The following is a 23,545-nucleotide window of genomic DNA, read 5'->3' as shown; positions in this document are numbered from 1 at the left end:
CGGTGAAACCGGGTAAAACAATCTTTCGACCCCGCAGGCTTTGTTTACGGTAGTTTTGCGCAACAGTGCAATTTGATCTCAAAAAAAGGCTAGACGTATGATTTCAAATTGTGTCAGGTTCGTTACGCCTTCATTGGGCGAGTGATAGGACGATCTCGCCAGGGATCGTCGCTATCTGACAAAAACTGTTCCATTGCTAAACAAGGAAGTGTGTTTATGTCGAAAGTTAAAGCTAACGCTATTGATATCACCGCAGACACATTCGTGCCTGTGGGTGCAGTGCAGTCTCTGGCGGCAACCAGTTCCGCCTGGAATCAGATCAATAGCTTCAGCCATCAATACGATCGTGGCGGCAACCTCACGGTCAATGGCAAACCCTCCTTCTCGGTGGATCAAGCCGCCACCCAACTGCTGCGAGACGGTGCTTCCTGGCACGACCTCGACAACAGCGGCAAGATCGAACTGACCTACACCTTTCTGACCGCCAAAACCGCTAACTTCAGCGGCCTGGGCGTCACCGGTTTCAGTCAGTTCAGTGCCCTGCAAAAAGCCCAGGCCGTGCTCGCCATGCAATCCTGGGCGGATGTCGCCAACGTGACGTTCACCGAAGCTTCCCGTGGTGGCGACGGTCACATGACCTTCGGCAACTACAGCGGCGGCCAGGAAGGCGCGGCGGCGTTTGCGTTCCTGCCAGGCACCGAGCCAGGTTATGACGGTCAGTCCTGGTATCTGACCGGCAGTGGCTACGACGTCAACAAAACCCCGGGTCTGAACAATTACGGGCGTCAGACCCTGACGCACGAAATCGGCCACACCCTGGGCCTGTCTCACCCTGGCGACTACAACGCCGGCGAAGGCAACCCGACTTACAAGGATGCTTCCTACGGGCAAGACACCCGCGGTTACAGCCTCATGAGTTACTGGAGTGAAAGCAACACCGCCCAGAACTTCAGCAAGGGCGGTGTGGAAGCCTATGCCTCCGGCCCGCTGATGGACGACATTGCCGCGATCCAGAAACTGTACGGCGCCAACCTGACGACCCGTACCGGTGACACCACCTACGGCTTCAACTCCAACGCCGGTCGCGATTTCCTCAGCGCCTCGTCGTCGAGCGACAAGCTGGTGTTCTCGGTGTGGGATGCGGGCGGCAAGGACACCTTCGACTTCTCGGGTTTCACCCAGAACCAGAAGATCAACCTCAATGAAGCCTCGTTCTCTGACGTGGGTGGCATGATCGGTAACGTATCCATCGCCAAGGGCGTGACCATCGAGAACGCCATCGGCGGTTCGGGCAACGACCTGCTGATCGGTAACAGTGTGTCCAACGAGCTGAAGGGCGGTGCCGGCAACGACATCATCTACGGCGCCGGTGGTGCGGACAAACTGTGGGGCGGTTCGGGTTCGGACACTTTCGTGTTTGCCTCCAGCTCCGACTCCAAGCCGGGCGCAATCGATCAGATCCTCGATTTCGTCAGCGGTCTGGACAAAATCGACCTGAGCGCCATCACCAACGGGTCCGGCCTGCACTTTGTCAGCAGCTTCACCGGTTCGGCCGGCGACGCGATCCTGACCTCGTCGGGCGGCAACAGCCTGTTGTCGGTGGACTTCTCCGGGCACGGCGTGGCGGACTTCCAGGTCAGCACCGTTGGCCAGGCAGCGACCAGCGACATCGTGGCGTGATGTAAACGGGAAAGCGGCGCTTGATGCGTCGCTTTCTTTGCTTGCATCGTGTTGATGGCTGGGCAAGGCTAGGTGCCGGAGCGAATTTTCTGATGATCCGTAAAGTTTTTACCTACAAGGGAATGGCGTGGCTTTCGGCGGCGCTGATCATGATTTCTGGAGAAGCAACCATGGCAAGCAGCCTCAGACTGGAAGACCCCTCCGTGTTCGCCGGGCAGTGGCAGGCGATTCTGACTGCACCCGATGACGCCGCAGAGGCGCAGGCATTGCAGGATAAACCCTCGAACACCTGTCTGATCGATCTGGAACCCAACCAGACACTGGGCAAGGGCGCCGAATGCCTGGGGGCATGGCTCGAGCAAGCGCCAGTCGGCTGGTTTCCTGATCCGGACGGCCTGTCGATTACCGGCAAGGAAGGCTCAAGAATCCAGTTCTTCAGCCGACAACGTGATGGGCTTTATCTGAGCACTTTGAAGTCGGGACTGGTGATTACGCTGACGCGCCATACACCGCAGCCGTGAACAACGGCACTGACTGAGCGGTTGACTATAAGGTTTGATGTTGCAGTTATAAGCAACAGCTCAATGCAACGAGTGGCGTTGAACTGTTGAAAGTTGTTATTGAAGTGTAAATGCAAGTTGCAAGAACCCGTCCGGTCTGTGCACGGATAATTAATAGAAGCGTCTCGCCAAAGAATGGCGGGGATTACATTCAGGAATAATCAATGAAGATGGCGAAGGCCCCAGCCACCGCTCCCTTATTCAAGGCTTTGGGTGACTATAAAAGCATTCTGATCAGCGTCGGGTGCTTTACCGCACTGATTAACGTGCTGATGCTGGTGCCCTCCATTTATATGCTGCAGGTCTACGACCGCGTGCTGTCTTCGCAGAACGAAACCACTCTGGCGATGTTGTCCTTGATGGTGGTCGGCTTCTTTGCCTTCATCGGCATGCTGGAAGTGGTGCGCAGTTTCATCGTGATCCGCATCGGCAGCCAACTGGAGCGCCGCTTCAACCTGCGGGTTTATCAGGCAGCGTTCGAACGCAACCTGTTCAAGGGCGAGGGTAACGCCGGGCAATCGCTGGGCGACCTGACCCACATTCGCCAATTCGTCACCGGCCCGGCCCTGTTCGCGTTTTTCGACGCGCCGTGGTTCCCGGTCTATCTGTTCGTGATTTACCTGTTCAACGTCTGGCTCGGAGTCCTCGCCACGGCGGGTGCGCTGCTGCTGATCGCGCTGGCGTGCCTCAACGAATACATGACCAAGAAGCCGCTGGGCGAAGCTGCCGGTTACTCGCAGAAATCCAGTCAACTGGCGACCAGCCACCTGCACAACGCGGAAACCATTCAGGCCATGGGCATGCTCGGTGCGTTGCGCAAGCGCTGGTTCGGCGTGCATTCGCGCTTCCTCGGTCTGCAGAACCAGGCCAGCGACACCGGTGCGGTGATCAGCTCGATCAGTAAAACCCTGCGCCTGTGCCTGCAATCGCTGGTGCTGGGTCTTGGCGCGTTGCTGGTGATCAAGGGCGACATGACGGCCGGGATGATGATCGCCGGTTCGATCCTGATGGGCCGGGTGCTGAGCCCGATCGATCAGTTGATCGCCGTCTGGAAACAGTGGAGCGGGGCGAAGCTCGCCTACCGCCGTCTGGATGCCTTGCTGCAGGCGTTCCCGCCGAGCGACGAGGCCATGGCGTTGCCTGCGCCAAAGGGCCAGATTGCCTTTGAGCAAGTCAGTGCCGGCCCACCGGGGCAACGCGCGGCGACCCTGCACATAGTCAACTTCGCGATTCGCGCGGGCGAAGTGCTGGGCGTGCTCGGTGCTTCCGGGTCCGGCAAGTCGACCCTGGCCCGAGTGCTGGTCGGCGTGTGGCCGACCCTGGGTGGCACGGTGCGCCTGGACGGTGCCGACATCCATCGCTGGAACCGCGATGAGCTCGGCCCGTACATCGGTTACCTGCCACAAGACATCGAACTGTTCAGCGGCAGCATCGCCGAAAACATTGCCCGGTTCAGTGAAGCCAACCCGGAAAAGGTCGTGGCCGCCGCGCAACAGGCTGGCGTACACGAAATGATTCTGCGGATGCCGCAAGGTTATGACACACAGTTGGGCGAGGACGGCAGCGGTCTGTCCGGCGGCCAGAAGCAGCGTGTCGCATTGGCGCGCGCCCTGTATGGCGACCCGAGCCTGGTGGTGCTGGATGAGCCGAACTCCAATCTCGACACCGTCGGTGAGGCCGCGCTGGCCAGCGCCATCGCCCAGCTCAAGGCCAAGGGCACTACCGTGGTGCTGGTCACACACCGCTCTTCGGTACTGGCCCAGGCCGACAAGTTGCTGGTGCTCAACGACGGTCGTCTGCAGGCATTCGGCAACAGTCAGGATGTACTCAAGGCGCTGTCCGGCGCTCAGGAACAATCACGGGAAAAATCTGCGCAGGCACCGGGCGGGCTCAGCATGAGCCGGCAGTACCAGCCCACGACAAGGAATTCGGGTGTATGAGCAGCGCCAGCATGAACACTGAAAACGAAGCCTCCATGGAACACGCATACGTCACCGAGCGCCCGGAGCGCGATGCGAAATTCTTCGCGCGCATGGGCTGGATTCTGGCCATCGTCGGCGCCGGCAGTTTCTTCACCTGGGCCGCACTGGCGCCGCTGGATCAAGGCATCCCGGTGCAGGGCACCGTGGTGGTGTCGGGCAAGCGCAAAGCCGTGCAGTCAATGAGTGCCGGCGTGGTCAGTCGGATTCTGGTGCGCGAAGGCGAGATCGTGAAACAGGGCCAGCCACTGTTCCGCCTCGACCAGACCCAGGTCGCGGCCGACGTGCAGTCGCTGCAAGCCCAGTACCGCATGGCCTGGGCCAGCCTCGCGCGCTGGCAGGCCGAGCGCGATAACCTCAAGCAGGTGACCTTTCCGGCAGAGTTGAGCAATGATCCGGATCCGCGTCTGGCGCTGGTCCTTGAAGGCCAGCGTCAACTGTTCAGCAGCCGCCGTGAAGCGTTCTACCGCGAGCAGGCCGGTCTGCGCGCCAGCATCGAAGGTGCCACTGCGCAACTGGCGGGCATGCGTCGCGCCCGCACCGACCTCAACGCCCAGGCCGATTCGCTGCAGCAGCAACTGAGCAACCTGCAGCCGCTGGCGGACAACGGCTACATCCCGCGCAACCGCTTGATGGAGTACCAGCGGCAGCTGTCGCAAGTGCAGCAACAACTGGCGGAAAACACCGGTGAAAGCGGCCGAGTGGAGCAGGGCATCCTCGAATCGCGCCTGAAGCTGCAACAGCATGGCGAGGAATATCAGAAGGAAGTGCGCACGCAACTGGCCGACGCGCAGCTCAAAAGCGTGACCCTGTCGGAGCAACTGACTTCGGCCGGTTTCGACCTGCAGCACAGCGAGATCCTCGCCACTGCCGACGGCGTGGCGGTCAACCTCGGCGTACACACCGAAGGCGCCGTGGTGCGTCAGGGCGAAACCCTGCTGGAGATCGTCCCGCAAGGCACCACCCTGGAAGTCGAAGGGCACTTGCCGATCAACCTGATCGACAAGGTCGGCACGCATCTGCCGGTCGATATCCTGTTTACCGCGTTCAACCAGAGCAAGACCCCGCGCGTGCCGGGTGAGGTCAGCCTGATTTCCGCCGACCAGATGGTCGATGAGAAAACCGGCGTGCCGTACTACGTGTTGCGCAGCAGCGTCAGTGATCAGGCGATGGAGAAACTCCACGGCCTGGTGATCAAGCCCGGTATGCCGGCGGAAATGTTCGTGCGCACGGGCGAACGCTCACTGCTCAACTACCTGTTCAAACCATTGCTCGATCGCGCTGGCTCTGCGTTGACTGAAGAATAAGGATGTTCGGCTGTATGAATAAGCTTTCGATGTTGGGGGCGGCGTTCGCGCTGCTCGCAGGAAACAGCGCGCTGGCGGCCATGGGGCCATTCGAGGTCTACGAACAGGCATTGCGCAACGATCCGGTGTTCCTTGGCGCGATCAAAGAGCGCGACGCGGGCCTGGAAAACCGCATCATCGGCCGCGCCGGGCTGTTGCCGAGACTGGGTTACAACTACAACCGGGGCCACAACACCTCGAAGGCCACGCAACTGACCGCTCGCGGCAATCTGACCGAAGACCGCAACTACAACAGCTACGGCTCGACCCTGACCTTGCAGCAACCGTTGCTCGACTACGAAGCCTACGCGGCGTATCGCAAAGGCGTGGCGCAGTCGCTGTTCGCCGACGAAGCGTTTCGCGGCAAGAGTCAGGAACTGCTGGTACGGGTGCTGGACAACTACACCAAAGCCTTGTTCGCCCAGGATCAGATCGACATCGCCCAGGCCAAGAAGAAGGCTTACGAGCAGCAGTTCCAGCAGAACGAACACATGTTCAAACAGGGCGAGGGCACCCGCACCGACATTCTCGAAGCCGAGTCGCGCTACGAACTGGCGACCGCCGAAGAGATCGAGGCGCGCAACGAGCAGGACGCGGCGCTGCGCGAGTTGGGCGCGCTGGTTGGCGTGCAGACGGTGGATATCAGCGAGCTGGCACCACTGGATCAGAACTTCCAGACCTTCGCGTTGATGCCGGCCAACTACGACACCTGGCATGAGCTGGCGATCAGCAACAACCCCAACCTGGCGTCGCAACGGCAAGCGGTAGAAGTGGCCAAGTACGAAGTCGAGCGCAACCGCGCCGGGCACCTGCCGAAAGTCAGTGCCTATGCGTCGATCCGCAAGACTGAATCGGACAGCGGCAACACCTATAACCAGCGCTATGACACCAACACGATCGGCTTTGAAGTCAACGTTCCACTGTATGCCGGTGGCGGGGTGTCGGCCTCGACCCGGCAGGCCAGCCGCACCATGGAGCAGGCGGAATACGAACTCGACGGCAAGACCCGCGAGACGCTGATCGAACTGCGCCGCCAGTTCAGCGCCTGCCTGTCGGGCGTCAACAAGTTGCGTGCCTATCAGAAGGCCCTGGCGTCGGCTGAAGCGCTGGTGGTGTCGACCAAGCAAAGCATTCTTGGCGGTGAACGGACGAACCTCGATGCGCTGAACGCCGAGCAACAACTGTTTACCACCCGCCGCGATCTGGCCCAGGCACGCTACGACTATCTGATGGCCTGGACCAAACTGCATTACTACGCGGGGACCTTGAACGAACAGGATCTGGCGCGGGTGGATGAGGCCTTCGGACAAGGCCCGAAAACCCAGTAACACTGAAAATCCTGTAGGCGCTTGAAGCAGAGCAAAAGATCGCAGCCTGCGGCAGCTCCTACATTGAGCAAGAACTGGCTGAACAGTAATCCCTGTAGGAGCTGCCGAAGGCTGCGATCTTTTGATCTGGCTGTCAGTGCCTGCAAAACAATAAGAAAAGTGAGTGGTGAACATGGACGTACGCATCAAGCCGGCAGCGGTCGGCACCCTGTTGCTCGCAGTTTCCATCGCGCAAGCCCATGCGCAGTACCTTGAATCCGGCAAGCCCGGCGATCCTGCCAGTTGGCGCAGCGCCGAATTCCAGCGCGACTGGGGCCTGGCGCGGATGCAGGCCGATCAGGCTTACGCCGCCGGTATCACCGGCAAAGGCGTGAAGATCGGCGCCCTCGACTCCGGCTTCGATGCCGCCCATCCCGAGTTCGCCAGCGACCGCTACCACCCGGTGCTGGCGTCCGGCAGTTACGTCGACGGTTCGCTGTTCAACGTCAACGGCACCCTCAACCCCAACAACGACTCCCATGGCACTCACGTGGTCGGCACCATGGGCGCGAGCCGCGACGGCACCGGCATGCACGGCGTGGCGTACAACGCGCAGATCTACGTCGGCAACACCAACAACAACGACAGTTTCCTGTTCGGCCCCAAACCCGAACCGCGTTATTTCAAAGCGGCCTACGACGCCCTGGCCGCCGCCGGCGTACGCGCGATCAACAACAGTTGGGGCAGTCAGCCGCCGGATGTCAGCTACCGCACTTTGGCCGATCTGCACGCCGCATACGCTCAGCACTGGAATCAGGGCACTTGGCTCGACGCGGCGGCGGACGTCTCGCGCCGTGGCGTGATCAACGTGTTCAGCGCCGGCAACAGCGGCTATCCGAACGCCAGCGTGCGCTCGGCGTTGCCGTACTTTCAGCCGGATCTGGAAGGCCATTGGCTGGCGGTGTCCGGGCTGGACCAAAGCAATCAGCAGAAGTACAACCAGTGCGGCATCGCCAAATACTGGTGCATCACCACGCCGGGGGCGAAGATCGACAGCACCATCCCGGGCGGCGGGTACGCGATCAAGTCCGGCACCTCAATGGCCGCGCCGCACGCCACCGGGGCCCTGGCGCTGGTGATGGAACGCTATCCGTACATGAACAATCAGCAAGCGCTCGACGTGCTGCTGACCACCGCCACGCAACTCGACGGCTCGGTCACCGATGCGCCGACCGAGCGGGTCGGCTGGGGCGTGGCCAACCTCGATCGGGCGATGCGCGGGCCGGGGCAACTGCTCGGCGCGTTCGATGCCAATCTGGCCGCCGGGCAGAGCGATGTCTGGAGCAATGACATCTCCGACAAGGCATTGATTCAGCGCCAGCGCGAAGACCTCGCCGAACACCGCGCCTGGCAGCAAACCCTGCAGGACAAAGGCTGGCAAAACGGTATTCCGGCCGGCGCCAATCAGCAGGATCAGACCGACTACGCGGTCGGTATGGCGCGTGATGCCGCAGCGGCGACGCGGATCTATCAGGGCAGCCTGATCAAGTCCGGGGCAGGGCGCTTGCTGCTGACCGGCGACAACACCTTCCGTGGCCCGACCACGGTCAATGGCGGCTTGCTCAGCGTCAACGGCTCGCTGGCCTCGGCGGTGACCGTCAACGACAGCGGCACCCTCGGCGGTTCGGGGCGGATCGCCTCGTTGAACGCTAACAGCGGCGGCCGCGTGGCGCCGGGCAACTCCATCGGCACGTTGAACGTGGCCGGTGACGTGACCTTCGCCCCCGGTTCGACCTACGCGGTCGAGCTGTCACCGACCAGCAGCGACCGCATCGTTGCCGGCGGCAGCGCGAGCGTCAGCGGTGCCACGGTCAGCCTGTCGCTGGAAAACAGCCCGACCCTGCTCAGCACCACGCAAGCGCGCAGCCTGCTTGGGCATTCGTACGACATTCTGCAAGCAGCCGGCGGCATTCAGGGTCAGTTCGGCGCGGTGCTGCCGGATTACCTGTTTATCGGCGGCAACCTCGACTACGCGGCCAACGCCATTCAGCTCGACATCCAGCGCAATGCGACCTCGTTCGCCAGCGTCGGGCGGACCCCGAATCAGCGTGCGGTGGCGACTGCAGTCGAAGGTTTGGGCGCCGGCCATTCGGTGTACGAAAGCCTGCTGCTGTCGGCGTCTGCTGCATCGGCGCAGCAAGCCTTCCAGCAATTGAGCGGCGAAATCTACCCGGCACTGGGCTCGATGCTGATCAATGACAGCCGCCAGTTGCGCGACGCGGTCGGCGAAAGTCTGCACGATGCCAACGCCACACCAGGCAATGGCTGGATCAAGGCCCTTGGCGCCTGGGGTTCGACCGACGCCGGTAACGACACCTCGCGCTACAGCACCTCGATTGGCGGTTTGCTGGCCGGTGTCGACGGCGCGCTGGACGATCAGACGCGTATCGGTCTGGTCACCGGATACAGCGACAGCTCGTTGAACATGGGCTCGGACACGCATTCGTCGGCCAAGGTCGACAGCTATCACCTCGGCGCTTACGCCGGTCACGACATCGGCGCCTGGCGCCTGAGCACCGGCGCGGCCTACAGCTGGCATCGCGCCGATGTGAAACGCGATCTGCAATACGGCGACGTCAGCGCCAAACAGAAAGCCAAGGTCGATGCGGCCACCACGCAGGTCTTCGGTGAAGCGGCTTATCGCCTGAACTTGCAACCGGTCGCGCTGGAGCCGTTCGCCAACCTCGCTTACGTACATCTGGATACCGAAGGCTTTACCGAAAAGGGCGACGCCGCGGCACTGAAAAGCTCGGGCGATCAGCGCGACGCAGTGCTCAGCACCCTCGGTGTACGGGCGGTCAAGCGCTTCAATCTGTCGACGCAACAGGCGCTGGACGTCAGTGGTCGTCTCGGCTGGCAACACAGCTTGAGTGACATCGACGCCGAACAGCATCTGCGTTTCGCCAGCGGCAGCACGCCGTATTCGGTCGAAAGTTCTGCGCTGGTGCGTGATGCGGCGCTGGTCGGCGTGCAAGCCAGCCTGGCGTTGAGCAAGGACGTACGGGTCAACCTCGATTACAACGGACAACTGGCCAACCGCGAGAAGAGCCACGGCGTGGGGCTGAGCCTGAACTGGCAGTTCTGACGGAGGGTGAACACGTATCCCTGTAGGAGCTGCAGCAGGCTGCGATCTTTTGATCTTGCTGTTAAAAAGATCGCAGCCTGCGGCAGCTCCTACAGGTTCCGTGAACACATACCTGTGGCGAGGGAGCTTGCTCCCGCTCGGCTGCGCAGCAGTCGTAAATCCGCCAAGCGGGGTTCGACTGGAAGAATGCAGAGGGCCGCTTCGCGCCCCAGCGGGAGCAAGCTCCCTCGCCACGAAAAGCAGCATTCATGAGATTGGAAATAGACGGATTTTTCGCAACAACACTAAGGAAGGTCGCCGGATGAATAACAACAATACCCCCGCGCAAACGGGCGGTCGCTTCGCCATGAAAACCCTCAACTGCGCCGTACTCTGTGCGTTGACCACCTGGGGCACCGCGCACGCGGCGCCTTATGTGGAAAACGGCCGCAGCGGTGATCCCGCCAGTTGGCGCAGCGCCGAGTTCCAGGCAGATTGGGGCCTGGGCGCCATCGGGGCGGATTCCGCTTACGCTGCCGGCTACACCGGCAAAGGCGTGAAACTGGGAATCTTTGACCAGCCGGTGTACGCCGCGCACCCGGAGTTCTCCGGTCCCAACAAAGTCGTGACCCTGGTCACCAGCGGGATCCGCGAATACACCGACCCTTACATCCCGGTCAAAGCCGGAGACGCGTTCCGCTATGACGGTTCGCCCTCGGTCGGTTCCGACGGCAAGCTCGGCGCCCACGGTACTCACGTCGGTGGCATCGCTGCCGGCAGCCGTGACGGCGGGCCGATGCACGGCGTGGCGTTCGGTGCGCAGATCATCAGCGCCGACAACGGCGACCCGGGCCCGGAAGACGGCATTGTGCGTGGCAACGACGGCGCGGTGTACAAGGCCGGATGGGATGCGCTGATCGCCAGCGGCGCGCGGATCATCAACAACAGTTGGGGCATCGGCATCACTGACCGTTTCGACCTTGGCGGCCGCGACCCGGCGTATCCGCACTTCACCGTCAACGACGCGCAAGTGCAGTTCAACGAAATCCGCACACTGCTCGGCACCAAGCCCGGCGGCGCCTACGACGGCGCGATTGCCGCCGCCCGCAGCGGTATCGTGACGATTTTTGCCGCCGGCAACGATTACAACCTGAACAATCCGGACGCCATCGCCGGCCTCGGTTACTTCGTGCCGGACATCGCGCCGAACTGGATCACCGTCGCCGCGTTGCAGAAGAACCCGGATCTGGCCAGCGCCAACCCGTACATCATGAGTACGTTCTCTTCGCGTTGCGGTTACACCGCGAGTTTCTGCGTTTCGGCGCCGGGCACCAAGATCTTCAGCTCGATCATCGAAGGCACCAACGCCGACAACCTGACCACCGGCTACAAAAACTACAACGGCACCTCGATGGCGGCGCCGCACGTGGCCGGCTCGATGGCGGTGTTGATGGAGCGCTTCCCGTACATGACGGGTGACCAGGTCGCCACGGTGCTGCGTACCACCGCCACCGACCTCGGCGCACCGGGCATCGACGCCTTGTACGGCTGGGGCATGATCAACCTGCGCAAGGGCATTGATGGCCCGGCGATGTTCGTCACCGAACAGGACATCCCGGAGGAATTCCGCATTCAGGGTGCCTACGGTTCCGGGCAGTTTGTGGCGGATCTGCCGGGTATCGGCGCGATCATCGACAAGGGCAAACCCACCGAACGCGTCTGCACCGACATCACCTGCGGCCTCGACACCTGGCGCAACGACATTTCCGGACACGGCGGCCTGACCAAGCAGGGTATCGGCACGCTGGTGCTGACCGGCAACAACAGCTACAGCGGCCCGACCCTGGTCAATCAGGGGCGTCTGGCGATCAACGGCTCGCTGGCTTCGGCAGTCACGGTCAACGACAGCGGCATCCTCGGCGGTAACGGCCGCATCGGCGCACTGACCGCGAAAAGCGGCGGTATCGTCGCCCCGGGCAACTCGATCGGCACGCTGAACGTCGCCGGTGACGTGACCTTCGAGCGCGGTTCGACCTACGCGGTGGAAGTCTCGCCGACCAGCAGCGACAAGATCGTTGCTGGTGGCAAAGCGGTGATTGATGGCGCCACGGTCAGTCTGTCGCTGGAAAACAGCCCGACCTTGCTGACGACGACTGAAGTGAAGAGCCTGCTCGGTTCGCAGTTCAACATCCTGCAAGCGGCCGGTGGCATCCAAGGCCAGTTCGGGCAAGTGCTGCCGAACTACGCGTTCCTCGGCGGCACCCTGGCGTACTCGGCAAACGGCGTGCAACTGGACGTCGGGCGCAACGGCGCGTCGTTCGCCAGTGTCGGCCTGACGCCGAATCAGCGTGCGGTCGGTGCGGCTGCCGAGGGGCTGGGCGCGGGCAATGCGTTGTTCGAAACCTTGCTGCTGTCGCCAAACGCGGCGTCGGCGCAACAGGCGTTCCAGCAACTGTCCGGCGAGATTCATCCGGCCATCGGTACGATGCTGATCAACGACAGCCGCTACCTGCGTGAAGCGGTGGGCGAGCGTCTGCGTGAGCGTGATCTGTTCAATGCCGACGCACCGACCGACGACCGCAGCAACGCCTGGGTCAAGGTACTGGGTTCGTGGGGCAAAAGCGATGGCGGCCACGAAAACGCCGACGCCAACAGCTCCATCGGCGGCTTGCTGGCCGGTGTCGACGGCTTGATTGCTGAAGATACCCGTCTGGGTTTCGTTACCGGTTATAGCGACAGTTCATTGAACATGGGCAGCGGCACGCATTCGTCGGCCTCGGTCGACAGCTACCACCTCGGCGCGTACCTGGGGCATCAGATCGATGCGCTGCGTCTGACTGCCGGTGCGGCGTATAGCTGGCACCGCGTGGACGTGAAGCGTGATCTGCAGTTCGCCGGCGTCAATGGCAAAGAGAAAACCAAGCACGATGCCGCGACCACTCAAGTGTTCACCGAAGCGGCTTACGATCTGCGTCTGCAACCGATGAATCTGGAGCCATTCGCCAATCTGTCGTACGTGCACCTGAACACCGAGAGTTTCACCGAAAAGGGTGATGCCGCGGCGCTCAAGGGCGGTGAAGACAACCGCGATGTGGTGCTGTCGACCCTTGGCGTACGCGCCAAGCGCAGCTTCGCCCTGTCGGACAAGCATCAGCTGGAACTGGGCGCGACCCTCGGCTGGCAGCACAATCTGAGCAGTGTCGATGCTGACAGCCACCTGGCCTTCGCCAACGGCAACAGCGCGTTCACCGTGCAGAGTGTGTCGATGGATCGTGATGCGGCCGTGGTCGGCGTCCGTGCCGGGCTGGCGCTCAATCGCGATGTCCGGGTCAACCTGGACTACAACGGACTGATCGGTAACAACGAGAAAGACCACGGTGTGGGTCTGACCCTCGACTGGCAGTTCTAAACGCGTGCCGGCAGTCCCTTGCGGGCTGCCGGTTTTGAAGGAAGAGAGAGCACAACATGGGATTGTTCGATTACAAAAATGCCGATGGCAGAGCGTTGTACAGCGATGCCATCGCCCTGACGCTGTATGCCTACACGCCCACCGGCCAGCCTTTGCCGGCGACCGCCTGGAAACCGCTCAGCGCCACGGCACTGGGGTATCAGGGCAAGGTCGGCGCGCAAGGCACATTCTTCGGCGAGAAGGACGGCTTCACCAGCGCCGAGGCCGAAGTGCTTGGCAAGTACGACGCCGGCGGCAAATTGATCGGCCTCGGCGTGGCCTTTCGCGGCACTGGCGGGCTGGGTTACAGCGACACCTTCGGCGACATGAAGAACAATTTGCTCGCCGCCATCGGCCCATCGGATTACGCGAGCAACTACGCGAAAAATGCCTTCGACAATCTGCTCAAGGCCGTCGCCGCGTTTGCCATCGCCAACGGCATTGCCGCCAAGGACGTGCTGTTCAGCGGTCACAGCCTCGGTGGCCTCGGGGTCAACAGCGTGGCCGAGTTGAGCGCCAGCAACTGGGGCGGATTCTTCAAGGACGCCAACTACATCGCGTTCGCTTCACCGACCCAGAGCAGCACCGGCAATAACGTGTTGAACATCGGTTACGAAAACGATCCGGTGTTCCGCGCACTGGACGGCACCACGTTCAGCAGCGGGTCGCTGGGCAAGCACGACGGGGCGCATGAGTCGACCACCGATAACATCGTCAACTTCAATGACTACTACGCGTCCACCGCGCAGAACCTGGTGCCGTTCAGCATCGTCAATCCGCTGAGCTGGTCGGCCCACGGCTCGTTGGGGTATGCCGATGGCTTGAACCGGGTCATCGACTCGAAGTTCTACAACCTGACGCACAAGGACTCGACCCTTATCGTCTCCAACCTGGAGGAATCTTCCCGGGGCAAGACTTGGGTCGAGGACTTGGGGCGCAGCGGCGAGCCGCACACCGGCAGCACTTTCATCATCGGCACCCAGAGCGGCGACTGGCTCAAGGGCGGGGCGGGTAACGACTTCCTCGAAGGCCTGGGCGGTGATGACCGGTTCCGCGATGACGGTGGCTTTAACATTCTGCTCGGTGGTCAGGGCCACAACACGTTCGAGCTGCAGAAACCGCTGCAGAATTTCAGCTTCGCCAACGACGGTGACGGCACGCTGTATGTGCGCGACGCCTACGGCGGCATCAGCATGACCCGCGACATCGGCGCGCTGGTGAGCAAGGAGTCGGGTTCGTGGTGGGGCAGCAAGGACATTACCTGGGGCGTCACGGCCAAGGGTTTGACCAATGGCAACGAGCTGACCCAGTACACCCATTCGCTCAACGGCGATGGGTACGGCAATGCGCTGCACGCCAGCGCCGACGGTGACTGGCTGTTCGGTCTGGGGGGCGATGACAAGCTGATCAGCGACAAGGGCCACGTGACGTTCGTGGGCGGCGCCGGCAATGACGTGATGACGGCGGTGGGCGGCAACAACACCTTCCTGTTCAGCGGCGCCTTCGGTTTCGACGCGATCAATGGCTACCAGGGCAGCGACAAACTGGTGTTCATGGGCGTCGAAGGCGCGGGGCAGGGCTACGACTACAAGCAGCATGTTGCCCAGTCCGGCGCTGATACGGTGCTGAAGATTGGCGACTATGCCGTGACCCTGGTGGGGGTGGGAGTGGCTAACCTGTCGGACTCGGCGTTCGTCTTCGCCTGATTAACCAGCCTCTGTAGGAGCTGCCGCAGGCTGCGATCTTTGATTTTGATTTTCAAGATCAAAAGATCGCAGCCTCGTTTCACTCGACAGCTCCTACACGGATTTATGGATGTAGGAGCTGCCGCAGGCTGCGATCTTTTGTTTTTGATTTTTAAGATCAAAAGATCAAAGCCTTTATGCAAGTAGTACTGAAATGCTCCGGGGCGTGCCCGCGAGGGGCGCCCTGGCTGTGAGCTATCTCTGACAATTCCAACAAAAGAGAGGCAATAGCAATGGGTGTGTATGACTACAAGAACTTCGGCACAGCCGATTCCAAGGCGCTGTTCAGCGATGCCATGGCGATCACGCTGTATTCCTATCACAACCTCGATAACGGCTTTGCCGCCGGTTATCAGCACAACGGTTTCGGCCTCGGTCTGCCCGCCACGTTGGTGACCGCGCTGCTCGGTGGCACCGATTCGCAAGGGGTGATCCCCGGCATTCCGTGGAACCCCGACTCGGAAAAACTCGCCCTCGACGCGGTGAAAAAGGCTGGCTGGACACCGATCACCGCCTCGCAACTGGGCTACGACGGCAAGACCGACGCGCGCGGAACCTTCTTCGGCGAGAAGGCCGGTTACACCACCGCTCAGGTGGAAATCCTCGGCAAATACGACGCTCAGGGCCATCTCACCGAAATCGGCATCGCTTTTCGCGGCACCAGTGGCCCGCGGGAAAACCTGATCCTCGACTCCATCGGCGACGTGATCAACGACCTGCTGGCAGCTTTCGGTCCGAAGGATTACGCCAAGAATTACGTCGGCGAAGCGTTCGGCAATCTACTGAATGACGTGGTGGCGTTCGCCAAGGCCAATGGCCTCAGCGGCAAAGACGTGCTGGTCAGCGGCCACAGCCTCGGCGGGCTGGCGGTCAACAGCATGGCTGACCTGAGTGGCGGCAAATGGGGCGGATTCTTCGCCGATTCCAACTACATTGCCTACGCCTCGCCGACCCAGAGCGGCACCGACAAGGTGCTCAACGTCGGTTACGAAAACGATCCGGTGTTCCGCGCCCTGGACGGCTCGACCTTTACCGGCGCCTCGGTCGGCGTGCATGACGCGCCCAAGGAATCGGCCACCGACAACATCGTCAGCTTCAACGATCACTACGCCTCGACCGCGTGGAATCTGCTGCCGTTCTCCATCCTCAACATCCCGACCTGGATTTCGCACCTGCCGACTGCGTACGGCGACGGCATGAACCGGATCATCGAGTCGAAGTTTTATGACCTGACCAGCAAGGACTCGACGATCATCGTCGCCAACCTGTCGGACCCGGCGCGGGCCAACACCTGGGTGCAGGATCTGAACCGCAACGCCGAAACCCACAAGGGCAGCACCTTCATCATCGGCAGCGACAGCAACGACCTGATCCAGGGCGGCAGCGGCAACGACTACCTCGAAGGGCGGGCCGGCAACGACACTTTCCGTGACGCTGGCGGCTACAACGTGATTCTTGGTGGCGCGGGTAACAACACCCTCGAGTTGCAGAAAGCGGTGAACACCTTCGACTTCGCCAACGACGGTGCCGGCAACCTGTACATCCGCGACGCCAATGGCGGGATCAGCATCACCCGCGACATCGGCAGCATCGTCACCAAGGAGCCGGGCTTCCTCTGGGGCCTGTTCAAGGACGATGTAACCCACAGCGTCACGGCCAGCGGTTTGAAGGTCGGCAACAACGTCACGCAGTACGAGTCCAGTGTCACCGGCACCAGCGGTGCCGACACGCTCAAGGCGCATGCCGGCGGTGACTGGCTGTTCGGCCTGGACGGCAACGACCACTTGGTTGGTGGCGCGGGTAACGACGTGTTTGTCGGTGGCGCCGGCAATGATCTGATGGAGTCCGGGGGCGGGGCGGATACGTTCCTGTTCAACGGCGCGTTCGGTCAGGATCGGGTGGTGGGTTTTACGGCCAACGACAAACTGGTGTTCCTTGGCGTGCAGGGTGTGTTGCCTAACGACGATTTCCGCGCCCATGCCTCGACGGTGGGGCAAGACACGGTGCTGAAGTTTGGCGGGGATTCGGTGACGTTGGTTGGGGTGGCGCTGAATAGCCTCAGTGCCGATGGAATTGTGATCGCCTGAGGTTGATACGGCGTCGGCAGTGCCCCTTCGCGAGCAGGCTCGCTCCCACATGGGACTGTGTGATCGACACAGGTCCAGTGTGGGAGCGAGCCTGCTCGCGAAGGATTCAGCTCGGTATCAAAAGTGACTCGACAGCCACGCCCTGACTCAAAAGCTGTGCAAACAGCAAAAGCGGCCTAAAGCCAGCACGTGCCCACACGTTCTATAGCCAGCCGCCATTGAGTACAGGAGATGCACACGTGAGAAGGGTCAAGGGGTATGTCGGACTTGTCGGACTGGCGCTGTTATCGGCCAATGCCTGGGCCGATCTGCCGCCAACCTCGATTCTGAGCCGTTACGGCATCAGCAGCGATCAACTGCCGAAGCCGGCGAAGACGGAAGCAATCGAACCGGTCGAAGAGAAAAGCCTGTTTCAGATCCAGCCCGAACAGCCGTTCGTGACCATTCGCCTGGGTGACGGCAAACAACAGCAGGCCACTGGCAATCTGAGCATTGACCGCATGACCCAGCAGGATCTGGAGCGCTGCCGACGTCTGCAAGCCGAGCTGGCGCGCCGGGGTGAACAGTATTTCAGCTGTGATCACAGCATTGTGGGTTTGCCTGCTTCCGAATAACCCACACAGATCACGCTCTTCCTGTAGGAGCTGCCGAAGGCTGCGATCTTTTGATCGTGTTTTTAAGATCAAAGTCAAAAGATCGCAGCCTTCGGCAGCTCCTACAGGTATAGCGGGGTGTCAGTCTTCCTTGCGTACGGTCGCTACCTCATCGGAGCGGACCTTCACCTTGGTCCCGGAAATGTCCTCGAACTCATAGAATCCGTCCTTGTTCTTGGTTTTCGGCATGTCCTTGGTCAAATACTGGGTGCCGTTCTGCAAGGTCACCACGGTCGGTGTCGAGCAACCGGCCAATGCCAGAAAGGCTGCTACCGCCAGGGGAAGACCCAGAGTCTTGATATTCATACCCACCTCAAATACCTCATTCCATATGAATTGACCGTATCCGGTCTCTAACGCGGTTGGTGCCATCGAACCGGGAAAAGTTCGATGGCACCCTGAAAAAATCCCGATTGCCGCTGCCACTGATCTTTTTCCGTTTGCACGCGACCGGGCAGAGCTGGTATCTGTACGCATAACCAGTACTCGCTCGCCATGGCCCTGAATTCCCGTGACTGCCAACCCACTCGACGATCCGTTCTATTACCTCAACAACTTCCGGCAAGTGCTTGATTGGCTTGAGCTTCGCTATGCCGATGTGATGAGCGAATCCGAGCATGGCTTCATCCGCGACTTCAAGATCTTGCCGCGCGCCTCGCAGGGGCTGCTGGTGCGCATGGTCATGCGCAAGGGCGTGCATTTTCGCCTCGGCAAACTCAACTACCCGGAAATCGGCGACATCAGCGACGCCGCGCAGCCATTGTTGAGTCACGGCTGGCTCGACGATCAGGCTCTGTTAAGCGTGGCCGAGGTGTTCGACGTGTTGCTCAAGGCTGAACTGCTGCAGGCGTTCGGCCAGTTCATCGAACAGCCCAAGGGGCGCAAGGACGACTGGCTGCCGGCGCTCGCCGAGCAATTCAGCGAATCGCGCGGCCTTTGCGAGTGGGCGCCGACGCTCGGCGACCGCTTGCTCAGCCTGACCATCATGGACCTGTGCGACCGTCTGCGTCTGATGTTCTTCGGCAACCTGTACCAGGACTGGTCGGAATTCGTCCTCGCCGACCTCGGGATCTTTACCTACGAAAAAGTCGAGTTCTGCGCCGACTCCCGTGGTCTGCGCAGTCGAGAGGACGTTGACGCCTGCCTGTTCCTGCATCAGTGCCAGCAACGCTTTGAAGCGGGTGAGCCGTTGGAAGCCATTGTCGAGCAGGTCAGCGCACTGCAATTCGACAACCCGTGGCTGCAACGGCGGCGCGGCAAGGTGTTGTTCCAGATCGGCCAGTATTGCGAACGCATCACTGAGTTCGCCCTGGCGCTGAGCATTTACCGCGATTGCACCTACCCCGGCGCCCGTCAGCGAATGATCCGGGTGCTGGAGCGCTGCGGCGAATACGCACTGGCGCTGGAGCTCGCGACGCTTGCCGAACAGGCGCCGGAAAGCGCCGCCGAACAACAGAGCCTGCAACGGATGTTGCAACGGCTGCGGCGCAAACTCGGCGGGCCGCCGCTCAAGCGGGCAGCGCCACGCCCGGTCGAGCGCCTCGATCTGCAACTGCGGCGCACTGATCCGGGATTGTCAGTGGAGTTCCATGTGCAAGCGCATCTGCACGAAGACAGCGGCCCGGTGCATTACGTCGAGAACAGCCTGATCAACTCGCTGTTCGGCCTGCTGTGCTGGCCGGCGATATTCGCACCGCTGCCGGGGGCGTTTTTTCATCCGTTCCAGCGCGGGCCGGTGGATCTGCTCAACGAAGACTTTCAGCAACGCCGCGCCGAACTGTTCCAGGCCTGCCTCGACCAGCTCGACGACGGCCGTTACGCCGCAACCATTCGTGAGCGGTTCGTCGCCAAATGGGGCGTGCAGTCGCCGTTCGTGTTCTGGGGCGCGTTGAATGAGCAACTGCTGGAGCAGGCGCTGGCGTGCTTGCCTGCCCAGCACCTCAAGCACTGGTTCAATCGCCTGCTGCTCGACATCAAGGCCAACCGCACAGGCATGCCCGACCTGATTCAGTTCTGGCCGCAGCACAAGACCTACCGGATGATCGAAGTCAAAGGCCCGGGTGACCGCCTGCAGGACAACCAGCTGCGCTGGCTGGAATTCTGCCACCAACACCAGATGCCGGTCGCCGTGTGCTACGTGCAATGGGCGGAGCAGAGCGCTTGAGCTACAGCATTGCCGTCCGCGCGCTGTGCGAGTTCACCGCCAAGACCGGCGACCTCGATCTGCGTTTTACCCCTTCGCCGACAGCGCTCGAAGGCATGCTCGGGCACCGTACCGTGGCCTCGCGGCGCAGCGATAAATACCAAAGCGAGGTGGCGCTGGAAGGCGAGTTTCTGCAATTGAAAGTCAGGGGCAGGGCGGACGGCTACGACCCGGCGCAGAACTGCCTGGAAGAAGTCAAAACCTATCGCGGCGACCTCAGCAAGCAACCGGCCAACCATCGCCAGTTGCATTGGGCGCAGGCGAAAATCTACGGCTGGCTGATGTGCCGCAAGCTGGAGCTTGCGCAGATCAATCTGGCGCTGGTGTATTTCGACATCGTCAGCGAAAAGGAAACCTGTCTGGTCGAGGCCTTCAGTGCGCCGGTCTTGCAGGCGTTTTTCGAACAACAATGCCGGTTGTTCCTGAACTGGGCCGAGCAGGAAATGGCCCATCGCGAGGCGCGCAATCTGGCCGCACAGCAATTGGCCTTTCCCCATGCCGACTTTCGCCCCGGCCAACGGCATCTGGCCGAATCGGTGTTCAAGGCGGTCAGCACCGGCCGTTGTCTGATGGCCCAGGCGCCCACCGGGATCGGCAAGACCCTCGGCACGTTGTTCCCTCTGCTCAAGGCGCTGGCGCCGCAGCAACTGGACAAGGTGTTTTTTCTGACCGCGAAGACCCCGGGGCGCAAACTGGCGCTGGATGCCAGTCAGGTGTTATTCGATCAAGCGCAAAATTTGCCGCTGCGGGTGCTGGAGATGGTCGCCCGGGACAAGGCTTGCGAACACCCGGACAAAGCCTGTCACGGCGAATCCTGTCCGTTGGCCCAGGGCTTCTATGATCGCCTGCCCGCCGCCCGGCAAGCGGCCAGCCGGATCAATCTGCTCGATCAGGCGGCGATGCGCGAAGTGGCCCGTCAGCACACGGTTTGCCCGTATTACCTGAGCCAGGAGATGGCGCGCTGGGCCGACGTGGTGGTAGCGGACTACAACTATTACTTCGATTTCAGTGCGCTGCTGTTCGGTCTGGCTCAGCTCAACCAGTGGAAAGTCGCGGTGCTGGCCGATGAAGCGCACAACCTGGTCGAACGCGGGCGCTCGATGTACAGCGCCAGTCTCGATCAGGCCGCGCTGGCCAGCGTACGCAAGTCCGCCCCCGAAGCCTTGAAGAAATCCCTGCAACGGGTCAACCGCGAGTGGAACGCGCTGCATCAGCCGCAACTGGCGCCGTATCAAGCCTACGACAAAGCCCCGGAGAAACTGCTGCAAGCCGTGTCCCTGTGCAGCGCGGCCATTGGCGATTACCTCAATGATCATCCGCAGGGGCTCGACAGCGCGCTGCAAACCTTCTATTTCGACATGCTGCAGTTTGGCCGGGTCGCGGAGCTGTTCGATGAGCATTACCTGTTCGACATCAGCAAGCGCGACCTCGAGCGTAAACGACCGCTGTCGCAACTGTGCCTGCGCAATGTGGTGCCGGCGGCGTTCCTCGGCCCGCGCCTGAAAGCGGCGCGCAGCAGCGTGCTGTTCTCGGCGACACTTAGCCCGCGGCGCTATTACGCCGATCTGCTCGGCACGCCCGCCGACACGGTCTGGATCGATGTCGAATCGCCGTTCAGCGCCGAACAGTTGCAGGTGCAGATCGTCAGCCGCATTTCCACGCGCTTCAATCATCGGCAGGCGTCGCTGGAACCGATCGTCGAGCTGATCGCCCGCCAGTTCAGTAAACGCCCGGGCAATTACCTGGCGTTCTTCAGCAGCTTCGATTACCTGCAACATGTACTGACGCTGCTCGCCGAACGCCATCCGCAGATCAATCTGTGGCAGCAGTCCCGGGGCATGGCCGAAGGGCAGCGGCAGGCCTTTCTCGATCAGTTCACCGCCGACAGCCAAGGCATTGGCTTCGCCGTGTTGGGCGGTGCGTTCGGTGAGGGCATCGACCTGCCCGGGGCACGGCTGATCGGCGCGTTCATTGCGACTCTGGGGCTGGCGCAGCTCAACCCGGTCAACGAACAGTTGAAACGGCGCATGGCGGCGATTTTCGGTGCCGGTTACGACTACACCTATCTGTATCCGGGCGTGCAGAAAGTGGTGCAGGCTGCCGGGCGGGTGATCCGCACGCGTGAGGATCGCGGCGTGGTGATGCTGATCGATGACCGCTTCGCCGAACCCAGGATCCAGCAACTGTTGCCACGCTGGTGGTCGCTCAATATGGGCGAAAACGCCCCGATATCGACAGGGTGAAGCGGTATTTTCTGTCCGTCCGGCGCTCATCAGATGTCAGCGGTTTGCTGTTCTGGTGTAGGAAAATATCTTCTAAAAAACAGAGACATATTCTGTCTTGAAGTGCTTTTTGCATAACGTCTGCAATCAGGTTTTATTAAGAGGGCAGAGCATCTGCCATCGACCCTTGATAAGGACATCAAGATATGAACGCGACCACCGCTTATACCTACACCGCCGCTGACGTCAACACAGCCTTCAACAAAATCAGCGCCACTTTGTTCGCCGGGAAAACCGCCGAAGCCATTCCCCGGATGCTGATTACCGCAGGTCTACAAGCATCAGGCAAAACCTATCTTTTGGAGAAAAGCCTGCTGACTTCGGGTCGATACGATAATTATGTGCGCCTGTACATACCGGAGTACCGCGAAGAGCATCCGCAATACAGCCAAATGGTCGAGCTCGGCAAACTGCATGCCTATGAACACACCGAAGCCTTTGTGAGAGCCGTGTGTGCCAAGATTTTCGAGGAAGCATTCCGGCGCAAACTCAATATCATCCTGGAGTGCGCCTTCGATAGCATCGATTTTGCTGCGTTGCCGATGGCGGCTGCGACCAAAGGCTATCAGCTGGAAATCCATATTGTTGCCTGCAGTCATGCCTTCGCCTTTCTGTCTAATGTCAAACGCGGATTGAGAAGCCTGGAAAAATCGGAGCTGGAACGGTTTGTCCGGTCCTCGGATCTGAAAACCAGTTTGAACAACTCGCACGCCGTGATCTTTCAGCTTGAATCCGCCGCAAAAGCCGTCGAGGGTTCGCAGATATTCCTTTATGAGCGTGGGCTGGGCGCCTTGAAAGACAGGGCGATGCGCGGCCACAGTACCTGCACGCGGAATGCGAAAGGCACACTGGAGTTGACTGCGACCGGACAAGGGTACGACTACGCTACTTACCAAAGCATTGCGAGCAACACCATCAATAGTTTTGCCGAGCGCGACGAGATGATCAAAGAGTGTCATCTGGCCCTGCAAAAAACCGCTCAATACGCCGATCAGGTCCCGGCATTTGTTTACAACGCTTTGCACTCACGCATTATCAAATACGCCAATCGTTGAGCATCATTGCGGTGGTGGTAATTAGAAGCGCGTTTGCACCTTCCCATGGCGCCGGATTGCCGCATACTTGCGCTAA

General features: G+C 61.0%; 14 protein-coding genes. 13 read left to right on the top strand and 1 reads right to left on the bottom strand.

Features of this window, described 5'->3' with window-relative positions; genetic code table 11:
• Positions 1-216: 216 nt before the first annotated feature.
• The 10 genes from ACM6HV_RS15210 (at position 217) to ACM6HV_RS15165 (ending at position 17,890) form a co-directional block, all read left to right on the top strand.
• Complete coding sequence (locus ACM6HV_RS15210) at positions 217-1,680, top strand: serralysin family metalloprotease (RefSeq protein ID WP_414904626.1); 1,464 nt, start codon at positions 217-219, stop codon at positions 1,678-1,680.
• 92 nt (positions 1,681-1,772) lie between these two features.
• On the top strand, positions 1,773-2,201 hold the full coding sequence (locus ACM6HV_RS15205; RefSeq protein ID WP_414904625.1) for an AprI/Inh family metalloprotease inhibitor: 429 nt from the start codon (positions 1,773-1,775) through the stop codon (positions 2,199-2,201).
• A gap of 203 nt (positions 2,202-2,404) precedes the next feature.
• On the top strand, positions 2,405-4,180 hold the full coding sequence (locus ACM6HV_RS15200) for a type I secretion system permease/ATPase (RefSeq protein ID WP_414904624.1): 1,776 nt from the start codon (positions 2,405-2,407) through the stop codon (positions 4,178-4,180).
• Complete coding sequence (locus ACM6HV_RS15195; RefSeq protein ID WP_007963525.1) at positions 4,177-5,526, top strand: HlyD family type I secretion periplasmic adaptor subunit; 1,350 nt, start codon at positions 4,177-4,179, stop codon at positions 5,524-5,526. Before ACM6HV_RS15200 ends, ACM6HV_RS15195 begins: the two co-directional genes overlap by 4 nt.
• Positions 5,527-5,528: 2 nt before the next feature.
• Positions 5,529-6,893 (top strand): TolC family outer membrane protein, encoded by a 1,365-nt coding sequence (locus tag ACM6HV_RS15190; protein WP_047597221.1) that lies wholly within the window; start codon positions 5,529-5,531, stop codon positions 6,891-6,893.
• A 172-nt stretch (positions 6,894-7,065) separates the two neighbouring features.
• Positions 7,066-10,017: an autotransporter domain-containing protein gene (locus tag ACM6HV_RS15185; protein ID WP_414904623.1), complete on the top strand. Its 2,952-nt coding sequence runs from the start codon at positions 7,066-7,068 to the stop codon at positions 10,015-10,017.
• A gap of 301 nt (positions 10,018-10,318) precedes the next feature.
• The gene (locus ACM6HV_RS15180) at positions 10,319-13,405 is read left to right on the top strand and encodes an autotransporter domain-containing protein (protein WP_414904622.1); all 3,087 of its coding nucleotides are present in this window, start codon (positions 10,319-10,321) and stop codon (positions 13,403-13,405) included.
• Positions 13,406-13,461: 56 nt separating this feature from the next.
• Positions 13,462-15,150: a polyurethanase gene (locus tag ACM6HV_RS15175; protein ID WP_414904621.1), complete on the top strand. Its 1,689-nt coding sequence runs from the start codon at positions 13,462-13,464 to the stop codon at positions 15,148-15,150.
• 272 nt (positions 15,151-15,422) lie between these two features.
• Positions 15,423-17,276, top strand: coding sequence for a polyurethanase (locus ACM6HV_RS15170; protein ID WP_414904620.1), 1,854 nt, complete (start codon positions 15,423-15,425; stop codon positions 17,274-17,276).
• A 239-nt stretch (positions 17,277-17,515) separates the two neighbouring features.
• On the top strand, positions 17,516-17,890 hold the full coding sequence (locus tag ACM6HV_RS15165; RefSeq protein WP_414904619.1) for a hypothetical protein: 375 nt from the start codon (positions 17,516-17,518) through the stop codon (positions 17,888-17,890).
• Positions 17,891-18,010: 120 nt separating this feature from the next.
• Here ACM6HV_RS15165 and ACM6HV_RS15160 read toward each other — a convergent pair whose 3' ends face one another.
• The gene (locus tag ACM6HV_RS15160; protein ID WP_047294538.1) at positions 18,011-18,235 is read right to left on the bottom strand and encodes a YgdI/YgdR family lipoprotein; all 225 of its coding nucleotides are present in this window, start codon (positions 18,233-18,235) and stop codon (positions 18,011-18,013) included.
• A 205-nt stretch (positions 18,236-18,440) separates the two neighbouring features.
• On the opposite strand from ACM6HV_RS15160, the gene ACM6HV_RS15155 reads away from it, so the two are divergent.
• The 3 genes from ACM6HV_RS15155 (at position 18,441) to ACM6HV_RS15145 (ending at position 23,469) form a co-directional block, all read left to right on the top strand.
• Positions 18,441-20,093 (top strand): VRR-NUC domain-containing protein, encoded by a 1,653-nt coding sequence (locus ACM6HV_RS15155; protein WP_414904618.1) that lies wholly within the window; start codon positions 18,441-18,443, stop codon positions 20,091-20,093.
• Positions 20,090-22,375, top strand: a complete 2,286-nt coding sequence (locus ACM6HV_RS15150) for an ATP-dependent DNA helicase (protein WP_414904617.1) — start codon at positions 20,090-20,092, stop codon at positions 22,373-22,375. The genes ACM6HV_RS15155 and ACM6HV_RS15150 overlap by 4 nt, the downstream gene beginning before the upstream one ends.
• Before the next feature lie 185 nt (positions 22,376-22,560).
• On the top strand, positions 22,561-23,469 hold the full coding sequence (locus ACM6HV_RS15145; protein WP_145598174.1) for a zeta toxin family protein: 909 nt from the start codon (positions 22,561-22,563) through the stop codon (positions 23,467-23,469).
• Positions 23,470-23,545 lie beyond the last annotated feature (76 nt).

The sequence above is a fragment of the Pseudomonas sp. IT-P260 genome, from assembly GCF_949768395.1.
GTDB classification, from domain to species: Bacteria; Pseudomonadota; Gammaproteobacteria; order Pseudomonadales; family Pseudomonadaceae; genus Aquipseudomonas; species Aquipseudomonas parakoreensis.
The sequence above is the reverse complement of the archived record's forward strand: the minus strand, read 5'-3'. Positions and strand labels throughout refer to the sequence as shown.

Bases quoted from the DNA above. Each gene is read 5' to 3' on its own strand.
- ACM6HV_RS15195 (WP_007963525.1), top strand. From the start codon at position 4,177: ATGAGCAGCGCCAGCATGAACACTGAAAACGAAGCCTCCATGGAACAC.
- ACM6HV_RS15180 (WP_414904622.1), top strand. From the start codon at position 10,319: ATGAATAACAACAATACCCCCGCGCAAACGGGCGGTCGCTTCGCCATG.
- ACM6HV_RS15160 (WP_047294538.1), bottom strand. From the start codon at position 18,235: ATGAATATCAAGACTCTGGGTCTTCCCCTGGCGGTAGCAGCCTTTCTG.
- ACM6HV_RS15190 (WP_047597221.1), top strand. From the start codon at position 5,529: ATGTTCGGCTGTATGAATAAGCTTTCGATGTTGGGGGCGGCGTTCGCG.
- ACM6HV_RS15145 (WP_145598174.1), top strand. From the start codon at position 22,561: ATGAACGCGACCACCGCTTATACCTACACCGCCGCTGACGTCAACACA.
- ACM6HV_RS15205 (WP_414904625.1), top strand. From the start codon at position 1,773: ATGATCCGTAAAGTTTTTACCTACAAGGGAATGGCGTGGCTTTCGGCG.
- ACM6HV_RS15170 (WP_414904620.1), top strand. From the start codon at position 15,423: ATGGGTGTGTATGACTACAAGAACTTCGGCACAGCCGATTCCAAGGCG.
- ACM6HV_RS15175 (WP_414904621.1), top strand. From the start codon at position 13,462: ATGGGATTGTTCGATTACAAAAATGCCGATGGCAGAGCGTTGTACAGC.
- ACM6HV_RS15210 (WP_414904626.1), top strand. From the start codon at position 217: ATGTCGAAAGTTAAAGCTAACGCTATTGATATCACCGCAGACACATTC.
- ACM6HV_RS15185 (WP_414904623.1), top strand. From the start codon at position 7,066: ATGGACGTACGCATCAAGCCGGCAGCGGTCGGCACCCTGTTGCTCGCA.
- ACM6HV_RS15200 (WP_414904624.1), top strand. From the start codon at position 2,405: ATGAAGATGGCGAAGGCCCCAGCCACCGCTCCCTTATTCAAGGCTTTG.